9 protein-coding genes are annotated in these 12909 nt (G+C 48.7%); 3 read left to right on the forward strand and 6 right to left on the reverse strand.

Annotated elements, in window-relative coordinates; translation table 11 throughout:
• Nucleotides 1-94: 94 nt before the first annotated feature.
• The 3 genes from G548_RS0104250 to cudC all read right to left on the reverse strand — a co-directional run bounded on the left by G548_RS0104250 (nt 95) and on the right by cudC (nt 4477).
• A complete protein-coding gene (locus tag G548_RS0104250) occupies nt 95-1813 on the reverse strand; it encodes an ABC transporter ATP-binding protein (protein ID WP_022792906.1) in 1719 nt (572 codons plus the stop codon).
• Between the two features lie 384 nt (nt 1814-2197).
• Nucleotides 2198-3835: a high affinity choline transporter 1 gene (locus G548_RS0104255; RefSeq protein WP_022792907.1), complete on the reverse strand. Its 1638-nt coding sequence runs from the start codon at nt 3833-3835 to the stop codon at nt 2198-2200.
• Nucleotides 3836-3907: 72 nt separating this feature from the next.
• Nucleotides 3908-4477, reverse strand: a complete 570-nt coding sequence (gene cudC / locus G548_RS0104260; protein ID WP_022792908.1) for a choline uptake/conversion transcriptional regulator CudC — start codon at nt 4475-4477, stop codon at nt 3908-3910.
• 346 nt (nt 4478-4823) lie between these two features.
• On the opposite strand from cudC, the gene betB reads away from it, so the two are divergent.
• From betB to gbsB, 3 genes are all read left to right on the forward strand, one after another.
• Nucleotides 4824-6290 (forward strand): betaine-aldehyde dehydrogenase, encoded by a 1467-nt coding sequence (gene betB / locus G548_RS0104265; protein ID WP_022792909.1) that lies wholly within the window; start codon nt 4824-4826, stop codon nt 6288-6290.
• Nucleotides 6291-6452: 162 nt separating this feature from the next.
• Nucleotides 6453-8138 (forward strand): choline dehydrogenase, encoded by a 1686-nt coding sequence (gene betA, locus G548_RS0104270; protein WP_022792910.1) that lies wholly within the window; start codon nt 6453-6455, stop codon nt 8136-8138.
• A 102-nt stretch (nt 8139-8240) separates the two neighbouring features.
• Complete coding sequence (gene gbsB, locus G548_RS0104280) at nt 8241-9449, forward strand: choline dehydrogenase (protein ID WP_022792912.1); 1209 nt, start codon at nt 8241-8243, stop codon at nt 9447-9449.
• 71 nt (nt 9450-9520) lie between these two features.
• Here the strand turns inward: gbsB and G548_RS0104285 are convergent, their stop codons facing one another.
• From G548_RS0104285 to G548_RS0104295, 3 genes are all read right to left on the reverse strand, one after another.
• Nucleotides 9521-10363 (reverse strand): aldo/keto reductase, encoded by an 843-nt coding sequence (locus tag G548_RS0104285; protein WP_022792913.1) that lies wholly within the window; start codon nt 10361-10363, stop codon nt 9521-9523.
• A gap of 191 nt (nt 10364-10554) precedes the next feature.
• Complete coding sequence (locus G548_RS0104290; RefSeq protein WP_022792914.1) at nt 10555-11445, reverse strand: ROK family protein; 891 nt, start codon at nt 11443-11445, stop codon at nt 10555-10557.
• A 16-nt stretch (nt 11446-11461) separates the two neighbouring features.
• Complete coding sequence (locus G548_RS0104295; RefSeq protein WP_022792915.1) at nt 11462-12898, reverse strand: glycoside hydrolase family 1 protein; 1437 nt, start codon at nt 12896-12898, stop codon at nt 11462-11464.
• Between the last annotated feature and the right edge of the window lie 11 nt (nt 12899-12909).

The raw sequence follows: 12909 nt of genomic DNA on the forward strand, positions 1-12909 counted from the left end.
TCGGTTCGTTTTTGCGATTCTTTGTTGCTGAAATCGTTCTCATTCATATTTGCATAAAAAATCCTCTCCTATAATGAAAGGAGAGGAAAATATTTTATTGATATTCAAGCTGCACACTGTTCAGCGAAGCAAAAACACCGTTTTTATGAATCAACTCTTCGTACGTTCCCTGCTCAGCAATGCGGCCGCCGGTCACCACCACAATATTATCGGCGTGCCGGATGGTTGCAAGCCGGTGGGCGATGACAATCGTCGTCCGGTTTTCCGCCAGGTGGGTCAGCGACTGCTGAATCAGTGCTTCGGTTTCCGTATCGAGCGCTGAGGTCGCTTCATCCAAAATTAAAATCGGCGGGTTTTTCAGAAAAGCCCGGGCAATTGCAATCCGCTGCTTCTGGCCGCCGGAAAGCTTTAACCCCCGCTGCCCTATTTCTGTTTCATATCCGTCCGGAAGCTCCTCCACGAAGCCGTCCAGATTCGCCAGACGGGCAGCTTCTTCAATCTCTTCTTCTTCAGCCGTTAAGCGTCCGTACGCAATGTTTTCCTTCAACGTGCCGTTAAACAAAAACACATCCTGCTGCACCATGCCGATCTGGGAACGAAGGGATTCCTTCGTCATCTTCCGGATATCTATACCGTTAATCGTCACGGCACCGGCGTCCACGTCGTAAAACCGCGGAATCAGCGAGCTGATGGTCGTCTTCCCGGCCCCCGAGGAGCCGACAAAGGCTACTGTTTTTCCGGCCTGTACTGTTACGTTCATGTCCCGGAGCACCGGCTGGCTTTTATGGTATCCAAATGTGACATCTTCAAGCTTAATGTCACCGGTAAGCACCGGAGCTTCTACTGCATCAGGGTGGTCGACAATATCCTTTTCTGCATCGGTCATCTGCACGAACCGTTTAAAGCCGGCCATGCCCTTCGGATACAGCTCTAAAATGGCGCTGATTTTTTCAATCGGCTTGAACAGTACGTTCACATACAAAATAAAGCCGACAAACTCCCCGTTTGTAATAGCGCCTGTGTAAACGAGCCATGCGCCGTAAACGAGCACAGCCAGAATCATGAGACGGGTCGTCAAGAAAATAGTTGCCGTAGTGTGGCCCATCGTCCGGTAGCCCGACAGCTTAGCCCGGCGGTAACGGTTGTTGTTTTTGGCAAACCGGTCAATTTCAAAGGCTTCATTTGTAAAGGACTGCACTACCCGCGCCCCGGAGACGCTGTCCTCCACCCGGGCATTCACGTCGCCGATTTCTGCGTACATTGTTGTCCACGCTTTGTTCATCTGAATGTTCGTATAGGTAATAAGCACGATCAAAAACGGCACAAAAACAAGAGCCACGAGCGCAAGCTGCGGGTTAATTGAAAACATAATCGTAAAAGCTCCCGCAAACGTCATAATAGCAATAAATAAATCCTCCGGCCCGTGGTGGGCAAGCTCGCCAATATCGAATAAGTCATTAGTGATACGACTGATAATGTGGCCGGTTTTTGTATTATCAAAAAAGCGGTACGACTGGCCCTGCACGCTCTTGAACAGCTCCCGCCGCATATCGGTTTCAATATTAATGCCAAGCTTGTGCCCGAGATAGTTGACGATATACTGCAGGTAGGCACTAAATAGATAGATAGCAAGCAGACCGGCAGACACCCACACGACCAGGTTCCAATCCTCCTGAGGCAGAAGGGAATCAATAAACCACTGGACCACAAGCGGGAAAACCAGATCCAGGGCCGCAACAGCGATTGCGCTGAAAAAATCAATGAAAAACAGCTGTTTATGAGGAAGGTAATAGGAATAAAAACGTTTAAGCATCAGGGTCTCCTCTTCTAATTAAATTCACGTGGAAATACTTCTTTTATTTTATAGAAATGCTGATGAAATTCAATCATTTTCTACCTTCTTATTTCCATATAATTCAAATAACCATGAAATAATATGAAAACAGGCGCTTATCGGCATGAAAAGCACATATTAGCTAAAAAACAGCATTAATTATAGCTATTCTTTTTTATGTTTAATGGACAAATAAAGTAAATATGTTAATATAGATGCACTGAACGCCGTTAGGTATGTTGACCTTCCCGAAAACTTCCTAAGCTTCAGTATACAGCTGTAGAAGCTGTTTTTCTCTGTATATGCGGCGCTGTACGCCAAAAAGCCTGAAAGCATTGCTGCTTCCAGGCTCTTTTTTTGGTTTTATTTAGACGGCTGTTTTTCCAAAGCTTCGTTGTCATCCCGTTCATGTGGCATGAGAAGCGGCTTTGGAACAGCCTTTTTCTTTGTAGCTTCCGAAACAATAAATATGAGTATAAACGCGATAATAACGATGACCGTACGGAATGGGAAAAGCACAATCCCGTCTTCAATCATGGGGTACGGAAGAAAGACCGGCAGGCCGATTGCCGGCTCCCCGCCGCCAAGGCGCAAAAAGACAGATACAATAAATGCTGTAAGGGAACCGTACACGTTCGCATTTTTATAAAACAGAGCCATGGTCAGCTGCGGGAATAAAATACAAAAAATCAAATCCGACGCCAGGTACCACAGGGTATATACACTTCCAACATTTAAAGCAATCAGGGTAGAAGCCGCCCCGATAATCACAATCGAGGTCTTGATCACTTTTTTCAGTTCATCGTTGGAGGCTTTCGGACGAACCAGCGGACGGTATATGTTCCATGAAGCCATCGAGGATGCGGACAGAATCGAGGAGTCCATGGAAGACATAACGGCTGCTGCAAGAGCCCCGAGGCCAATCGCCGCTACCCACCCCGGCGTCAGATGCTGGAGAACCTCCGGCAGTACCATGGCCGCTGTTTCCGGTGCTGACGTCCCAAAGGACGCCCAGTCAACGTTATAGCCGATGATACCAATAAGCACAGCCGGGACAGCCGCAATAATGCATACGACACCGGCAATGATCGAAAACCACATCGCCGTTTGTTCATCTTTAGCGGAGAGCACGCGCTGGAAATAGACCTGCCAGGCAATGCCGCCGAAAATCAACAGAAAGGCATAATCCCACCAGTTCCAGAAATAGTTCCCCCATTCCGGATGATTCCACCCGTCAAGCGGCGGAAAAAGGTTCGCATAGGTGCCAAGATCCGCCTGATAATCGTTCCAGTTGACGCTCAGGCTGCCGGTACTGCCAAAGGCAAACGGCAGCACCAGAAACAAACCGCCTAACAGCAGAATCATCTGTAAAAGGTCTGTGTAGGCCACCGCCCACATGCCGCCAAATACGGTGTAGGCGATCGCAATAACGGCTGAAATAACAATCGACGTCGTAAAATCGATCCCTAAAATCGTACCGAATGTCGTGCCTAGCGCTGTCAGAATAGCGCCGCTCCAGAACATTTCCCCCAGGAGCGCCGGAAGATACAGCAGACCGCCCATTTTCTTCCCAAACCGCTGTTCGAGCGGATCAATAATGGTTTTGAATTCATAGCGCCGCATTTTTCTCGCATAAAAAATACCACCAATAATAAGACTGAGGGCATAACCCCAGGGCGCCTGGGCCCACACGAGGCCGTCAACGTAGGTTGATTCGGCGGTGCCGTTAATATAACCGCCGCCTACCCAGGTGGCAGCCATAGTAAAAATCATGATAACAAGCGGCAGACTCCGTTTGGCCACCATCATGTCGTCGAGGGAATCAGACTTTTTAGCGGCAAAATAGGCGCCGACATAGTACATCAAAGCATAGAAAACAAGCATGGCAATAAAGCCGCTCCACATCACGTCGTCACCAGTAGCAATTATGTAAATCAGTACCGCTGCTACTAGAAGGACAAATCCCAGACTCTTTAATAAGTTTAAATTTTTCTCGATCACGAGCAACACCTCTATTTTTTATAAAATTCTAAATATTGCGAAAACGTTTTCCGGAGAGATAAAGTAAAGCTGTTATCTCTCTTTTTCATCGTCTTCTTCTATCGGAATATATTTAAATAATTCTCCTGTTTCCATAGACTCCACGAGACGACTCAGCCATTTGTAGTACTTGATCGACTGGCTGAGGATCCGCTGGATCTCCCGTGCTTCTTCTTTTATGGACTCTTCTGCTTCTTCCGACTGAATCAGCATGTCCAATTGTTCCCAGGCGCTTTCAATGGCGCTCAAATTCGTCCGCACTTCTCTCTCCCACTGCTGAGTAAAGAAGTTGGTGAAAAAACGGAAAAAATCCTTTTCGGCTACGTAGGTCTGCTTTCGCTTTCCGCGCCGGTGCGTTTTCTTTACAACATTGAACTCCTGAAGCTTTCGTACTCCGGTGCTCATACTCGGTTTACTCATTCCGAGTTTTTCTCTCATTTCATCCAGCGTCATATCGCCTTCCACATACATTGTCCCATACAAAGTGCCAACGCTTCTTGTGACACCGTACAAATCCATGGTTTCAGCCAGGGAATCAATGATAATGTCTTTGGCGCCTTCGAGTGACTCCCTCCATTCATCCTGGTGATGAGAATCCGTCATGGGCTCCTCCTTTTCTATTAAAAAAATTCAATTTGTTAAATATTTTCTTCACAGTTTCTAATCTTAACGTATAAAAATCTCTTGTCAAATGCTTGACTAAAAATATCAGCCGGCAGTTCTTATGTTTATTCCCCGGGAAATAAAAAGCCTTCGGATATATTCGCACGCGCGTGAAAAAGTCTTATAAATCTTTTTTAAAATTTATTTATATCGGGCTGATAACCTCGAGCGCCACTAAAAATTTTCCGGCAGGTCTTTGACAAGATGTTCGAAAGCTGATAAATTTAAGTTATTCAAAACGTTAAATATTTTTTTAACAAATTTAACAATTAGGAGGCATACACATATGGATATTCGCATGTACATTGACGGCGAATGGGTCGACGCTGCTGCAGGCAAAACCCGGGACATTATTAATCCGCTTGACCAAAGCGTTATCACGCAGGCAGCGGAAGGCTCCCGTGAGGACGCTGTAAAAGCCGTACAGGCTGCCCGCCGGGCATTTGACAAAGGGCCATGGGCCTCTACAACCGCTTCGGAGCGCGGAGCTTACGTATTAAAGGTAGCCCAGCTCATTGAGCGGGATAAGGAAGAACTCGCAGAGCTCGAGACGCTCGATACAGGTAAAACAATGGGAGAAAGCCGTGCCGATATGGACGATATCGCCGGAGTGTTCCACTATTTTGCCGGACTTGCGGATAAAGACGGCGGCGAATACATCGCTTCCCCGCTTCCGGACTCAGACAGCAAAGTCGTCCGTGAGCCTGTGGGCGTATGCGGCCAGATCACCCCTTGGAACTACCCGCTGCTGCAGGCATCCTGGAAGATCGCACCGGCTATTGCAACGGGAAACACCATTATCGTCAAACCAAGTGAAATTACGCCGCTTACGACCGTCAAGGTATTTCAGCTGATGGAAGAAGCCGGTATTCCGGCAGGGGTTGCCAACCTTGTGCTCGGAAAAGGCACCGACGTAGGTGCGGAGCTTTCTGAAAGCGTGGACGTGGACCTGATTTCCTTTACAGGCGGTATTGAAACCGGCCGTAAAATCATGCAGTCCGCCACTTCCAATATGAAGAAAATCGCACTTGAGCTCGGTGGCAAAAACCCTAACATTGTTTTCGCCGATGCGGATTTCGATCTTGCCGTGGACCAGGCGCTAAACGCCGCTTTCTTCCATGCCGGCCAGGTTTGTTCCGCCGGAGCACGGCTTTTGGTGGAGGAATCCATCCATGACGACTTCGTCAACGCCATCGTCGAACGGGTGAAAAACATTCGTCTCGGCAGCGGTCAGGATGAAGAAACACAGATGGGACCGCTTATTTCTGCGGAGCACATGAGCAAGGTCGAAAACTATATCGAAATCGGTAAACAGGAAGGAGCAACCGTTGCGGTCGGCGGCAAACGCCCGGACGACGAAACGCTCCAAAAGGGATTCTTTCTTCTGCCGACGATCTTTACCGACTGCCGCTCCGACATGAGAATTGTGCAGGAAGAAATCTTCGGACCGGTACTCACCGTCGAAAGCTTCACTTCGGAAGAAGAAGCCGTAGAAAAAGCGAACGACACGGTTTACGGCCTTGCCGGCGCTACATTTACCACAGACATCAGCAAAGCAGAGCGGGTGGCTTCCAGTCTCCGTCTTGGCACCGTCTGGATCAATGACTTCCATCCTTATTTTGCCCAGGCGCCTTGGGGCGGCTACAAGCAGTCCGGCATCGGCCGTGAGCTTGGCAAGGTCGGCATGGAGGAGTACACCGAAACCAAACACATCTTCCGTAACACGAATCCGGAAGCTCTGAATTTTTTCTAGATCGACAGCAACAAATAAATAGACACAAACTCTCTAAATAATCTCTCGTTTCTTTATGTTGAGTAAGTATCATTTTATTAATAATTGAAATAGTTGGAACAGAAGTTATTATATAGCTTCACACACATCGTTACATGAAGAAAGTCTTTGGGGGTGCACAATATGAGTGAAACATTTGACTATGTAATTATTGGTGGAGGAAGTGCAGGATCTATACTTGCGAACCGGTTAAGCGCCGATAAAAATAATAGCGTGCTTGTACTAGAAGCAGGGCGAAGTGACTATGCGTGGGACTTACTGATTCAGATGCCTGCGGCACTGCCGTTTCCAGCAGGAAAGAGCCTCTATGACTGGAAGTATCTGTCTGATCCGGAACCATACATGAACGGTCGCCGCATTAAGCATGCGCGAGGAAAAGTACTTGGCGGATCCAGCTCTATTAACGGAATGATTTATCAGCGCGGAAATCCTCTCGATTATGAACGATGGGGGGCAGACGAAGGTATGGAGGAGTGGAACTACGCGCACTGTCTTCCATACTTCAAGCGGTTGGAAAACACACTGGCGGCTGAAAAAGATGACGAGTTCCGCGGGCAAGAAGGTCCGCTAAAGCTGGAACGGGGGCCGGCAACGAGTCCGTTGTTCCAGGCGTTTTTTGAATCAGCCGTAGAAGCAGGCTATACGCGCACACCGGACGTGAACGGTTATCGTCAGGAAGGATTCGGACCGTTTGATAAGCATATCCATAAAGGCAGACGAATGTCTGCTTCCCGTGCATTTTTACACCCGGTTATGAATCGAAAAAATCTTACAGTAAGAACCCGTGCGTTTGTTGAAAGCATAGATTTTAACGGGACGAAGGCAGAAGGTGTAACATATCAACACAATGGCAAAACGCTGAAGGTGAACGCCGGAGAGATCATTCTTTCCGGCGGCGCCATCAATTCTCCGCAGCTGCTTCAGCTTTCCGGAGTCGGGGACGCTGAACACCTGCGTTCGCTTGGAATTGAGCCGGTAGCTGATCTGCCGGGTGTCGGTGAAAATCTGCAAGACCATTTGGAAGCATATATTCAGTATTCCTGCCCACAGCCGGTTTCCATGCAGCCAAGCTTGAATAAGTTAAAAATGCCTTGGATTGGTCTGCAGTGGCTGCTTGGCCGTAAAGGTCCCGCAGCGTCGAATCATTTTGAAGGAGGCGGCTTTGTCCGTTCTAACGAGACTGTTCCTTATCCGAATTTAATGTTCCACTTTCTCCCGGTAGCAGTACGCTATGACGGCAAGAAAGCAGATACGAAGCACGGATTCCAAGTGCACGTTGGGCCAATGTATTCTGATGCAAGAGGAAGCCTGAAGATCCGCTCCAGGGATCCAAGGGAGCATCCAAGCATGGTGTACAACTACCTTTCCACGGAGCAGGATAGACGCGAGTGGGTTGAAGCGATCCGCATTTCCCGTGAAATCATGGCACAACCAGCCATGAAACCATTCAATTCTGGTGAGATCGCTCCAGGGGACGCTGTACAAACAGACGAAGAAATTCTGGAATGGGTTGCGAATGATGCCGAAACGGCGTTGCACCCGAGCGGTACTGCGAAAATGGGACCTGCTTCAGACCCAATGGCCGTTGTTGATCCGAAGACGATGAAAGTGCATGGAGTCGAAAATCTTCGCGTAGTGGATGCATCCGTCATGCCCTATGTGACGAACGGAAACATTCATGCACCCGTACTCATGATCGCTGAAAAAGCAGCGGATCTGATCCTTGAGCATCAGCCGCTCGAACCGATGCATACAAAATTTTATCGTCACGGCGTTGATCCGTCGGATGCAGGGACAATTAAGTCCTAAAATAAAATATAAAAAGGATTCTTTTTATCCAGCGCAGCTTTTTGTAAAAGCCCTCGCTTTGGAAAAAAGGATCTTTTTTCATTCATTAAGGAGGATTTTCCCATGAGCATGAATATGAAAGTCGAAAGCATGTTAAGCTATCACACATTTGAAGTACCAACAGCAATCAAGCACGGCATCGGTGCCATTAAACATATTGGTGAAGAAATCAAAGCCCTCGGCTCTGACAAAGTGCTGCTCGTCACAGACCCGGGCATCCATAATGCAGGCGTAACAAAGCCCGTTATCGACAATCTTGAAGCTTCCGGTGTAGAGGTTGTTCTCTTCAATAAAGTAGAGCCAAACCCTCCCGTGCGCCTGATTGAAGAGGGATCCAAATTTTACACAGCAGAAAACTGCAACGGCCTGATCGCTGTCGGCGGCGGAAGCTCAATGGACACTGCAAAGGCCATCGGCGTTGAAGCTACCCACGAAGGCTCGATTCTCGATTATGAAGCTGCTGAGGGCAAAAAGCCGCTTGAGCGCCGCATCCCTCCATTCATCACCGTACCAACAACAGCAGGCACCGGCTCTGAAGTAACGCAGTGGGCGGTAATCACAGACGAAGACCGCGAATTTAAATTTAACACCGGCGGCCCGCTCATCCCGGCATACGTAACCATTATCGATCCGGAGCTGCACGTTTCCATGCCTCCGCACGTAACTGCAATGACCGGTATTGATGCGATCGCTCACGCGGTTGAATGCTATACAATGAAATTCGCCCAGCCTGTCACAGACGCAGTAGCGCTGCTTGCGATTGAATATGCCGCAAAATACATCCGCCGTGCCTATGCCGACGGTGAAGACCTTGAAGCCCGCTACGGCATGGCACAGGCAGCAATGCTTGCAGGCCTTTCCTACGGCAGCGAATCTGCCGGGGCTGCGCACGCTATGAGCCAGACACTCGGCGGTATCATTCCAGTAGCACACGGGCAGTGCGTGGCAGCTATGATGGGGCCGGTAATGGAATACAACTGGAAAGGGGCCCCGGAACGCTTTGCACGTGTCGCCCAGGCATTTGGCATCGACACCGCACGCATGAGCACTGAAGAAGCAGCAAAAGCTTCTGTGCAGTATATGTATGATCTCGCAGAAGAGCTCGACATCCCTTCTCTTGAGGAGCAGGGCGTAAATCCTGACATGACCGAGCGTCTTGCCAAAGAAGCAATGAATGACCCGCAGACAGAGGGCAACCCTCGCGACTTGAAAGTGGCCGACTACGAGTGGATCTACAAGCGCTGCTTCCATCAGGTACCAAAAACCGTTTAATATTATCCTTACGAAAAAGCCGGAAAGAGGCCTCTCCTCTTTCCGGCTTTTTTATATCATCCAGCGAAAATTTAAAACTCTTCATACACCGCCGGATCCTGATCGTTTATGCGACCGGCCGGATGGGTCAGTGAGGCAAGCATTTCCATCTCCCGTTCGTCGAGCGCAAAGGAAAAGATCGAAAGGTTTTCAATCTGCCTGCGGGGCGACATCGATTTTGGTATCGGTATCGTGCCCAGCTGATAATGCCAGCGAAGAATAATCTGGGATACCGTTTTATTGTGATTATTTGCTATTTTACGAAGCGTTTCGTCCTGCAGCACATCGCTCGCCTTTGCCAGCGGACTCCAGGATTCAGTCTGGATGTCATGCTTTTCGTGCCATTTTCTTGATTCTTCCTGGTTAAAATATGGATGCAGTTCAATTTGATTGATGCTCGGCTTCACGCCTGTCTCTTTTTCAAGATGCTCCAGGTGTTCCGGAAGAAAATTGCATACCCCGATGGAGCGGACCAGTCCCCATTTTTTCGCTTCGATCAATGCCTGCCAAGCTTCGACATAATGGCCCTGCTTCGGGTTCGGCCAATGAATCAGATACAGGTCATAGTAATCCAGCCCTGCTCGGTACAGCGATTCCTGTATCGCCGGCACGGCCTTGTCATATTGCTGATAGCGCCCCGGCAGCTTGGACGTAATCCGGAGCTCCTGCCTCGGGACAGAGCTGCGCCGCACAGCTTCTCCTACTGTGCCCTCGTTTTCATAATTGTACGCCGTATCGATCAGACGGTAGCCTGCATGAATTGCCCGGTCCACAGCATTGGCCCCTTCGTTTCCAATCACCGCCGCCGTCCCAAAACCGATGACCGGAAGCGTCAGACCGTCGTTCAGGCGGATTTCCGGAATGGAATTATTCATCAATGACTCACCCTTTCCCTGGAAGCTTAAAATATGGTCATGCTTTTATTCGGTAATTGTCTTCCCTTTTCGGGGTGTTTATTAACCTGGGTAAAGACAGAAATTTAGTATTGTTTAAAGATTTTAAAAAACAAACATTCCACCACAGCGTGTACATACTGTGGTGGAATATCTAAAGTCTTATACCTGTTTCAATGCTCTCCCTGCTCACGTATAGCATGATATACTGCTCCAAGCAGATTGGAATGCTGGCGGAATTTAAAAGCTGCGATCGATGGCTTGATTTTCCCCAATGGCAGAGCTTCCATGATCCTGTCCAATTGTTCATTCACCTTTGCAATAAGATCCTCACGCGCGCTCACTCCGCCGCCAATGGTGATTAGCTCCGGGTCATACATATATTGCAGGTTGTAAATGCCTGCCGCTACATAGTAATAAAATTGCTCTACAGCAGCGGCAGCTTCCTGATCGTGCTCATCGGCAAGCCGGAACACGTCTTCTCCCGTATAGTCTGCGGGGTCTCTATGCTTCGCATTGGCAAACCGGCGTACTAATGCCTGCGTCGATGCCAGCCCGCTCCACGTCTGGTTAAATCCTGGATGGTCTGTATTTAAAAGCATGTAGCCAAATTCACCGCCATGCAGATTATTTCCCCGGTGCAGCACTCCATCCTTAATAATCGCTCCCCCGATGCCTGTTCCAATAACGATCGACAGCATGTTCCGGACCTGGGTTCCTGCCCCTTTCCACACCTCCGCATATGCTGCACAATTCGCATCATTTTCTATATAAACCGGCAGCTGCGCTCGTTTCTGCAGCAGGTTTTTTATGTTCGGACCATGCAAATAGGGAAGAGCGCTCGAGCCTTTGATAATACCTTCTTCAGTTACTGCACCCGGTGAACTCACTGCGACTGCATGAACGGGAGAAAGTTTTTCACAAAGCTGCCCTACTGTCTCCACTAAGTCATCGACGCTGGCAGGGCTTTTGATTTTTTCTTTTAATGGCATCGTTCCCTCTTCGGTGACCAACGCATACTTCATAAAGGATCCGCCCAAGTCTATCGCTAAATACGTCTTCATTTCATCCCCCGCTCTTTTATTTATAAGGCTCTTCTTCCACCTTAAGTTTACGGGTTTTAATCACATCCTGGAACCAATAGGCAGACTTTTTCATGGTCCGGTCCCGATTGTTTTCCAGGTCGATGGAGACAAGCCCATACCGGTTCTTAAACGCATTCATCGGAGATACGTTGTCCGAAAAGGCCCACAGCATATACCCCCGGCAGTTCACACCTTCACGGACGGCTTCAAGCAGCCACGATAAATGCTCCGTAATAAACGCAATCCGGTAATCATCCTGAATGATTCCTTCCGCATTTTTAAACCGCTGTTCATTTTCCACTCCCATCCCATTTTCTGCAATGAACCATTCAATGTTTCCATACTCTTCCTTCATGCGGATCGCCATGTCATACATAATACGGGGGAAAATTTCCCATCCGCGGTAGGGATTCATTTTTTTCCCCGGAAGGTCGAAGGGGTCGTAATAGTATCTTGGGTGAAACGGAACCTGCTCGTTCCAGCCAGCCGTTCGTGCCTGTACACGATGCGGGAAATACAGATTCAGCCCGACGTAATCCACCGTATAGCTGCGGATGGTATCCAGGTCTTCATCGGTCGCTGTAAAGGCAATATCGTGCTTGTCCATCAGCTCATACAGCTCTTTTGGATACTCCCCCTTAATCGTTGGGTCCAGAAACATCCGGTTGAAAAACAGGTCATGCTTGTTCGCCGCCTCCTGATCATGGGGCGCTGTCGAACGGGCATATGTGACTTCCGGATTGAGGATGACACCGATCTTCGCTCCGGTCCGCTCCGCGAGCTGCTTTTCCCGGAACAGCTTCACGACACGGGCGGTCGCAAGCGTTTTATGAAAGTTCCACTGCATCCATTTTTGAGTGTTTTGTTCAAAAGGGTAGCGAATGGCATCCAAATATATGCGGGTCTGTGGCACGATAGGCTCGTTAAATGTCAGCCAATGCCTGACCCGGTCCCCGAGGCGGTCCATCACTTTTTCCGCGTATTTTTCAAACAAGTGAACAACATGCTTCGACTCCCATCCGCCGTACCGTTCAAACAGCTCGGCAGGAATTTCGTAATGCTCGAGGCAGACCATCGGCTCCACGCCCTGGGCAATTAATTCATCCACCATGCTTTCCACGTAGGAAGCATATTCTTCGTCGACAATCGCATTTTCATAGTCGGTTAAAAAACGGGACCAGTTCACGGAGGTGCGAAAATGCGTCAGGCCGATCGTTTTCATGTAGCTGATATCCTCTTTGTACCGATTTCTGAAATCGGTGGCTACGGCCGGCCCGTAGCCGTCATGCCAGACATGCCGATTGTTTTTATACCAAAGATCCATATAGGAATCCTGGCTTTCCTTCTTTCCGGACCAGCCCTCCGACTGCCAGGCTGAAAGTGCGGCTCCGAGCATAAAATTTTCTGGGATAGTTAATGTTTTAATAGACATATTTCGGCTCC

The organism is Marinococcus halotolerans DSM 16375, assembly GCF_000420725.1.
Taxonomy (GTDB): Bacteria; Bacillota; Bacilli; order Bacillales; family Marinococcaceae; genus Marinococcus; species Marinococcus halotolerans.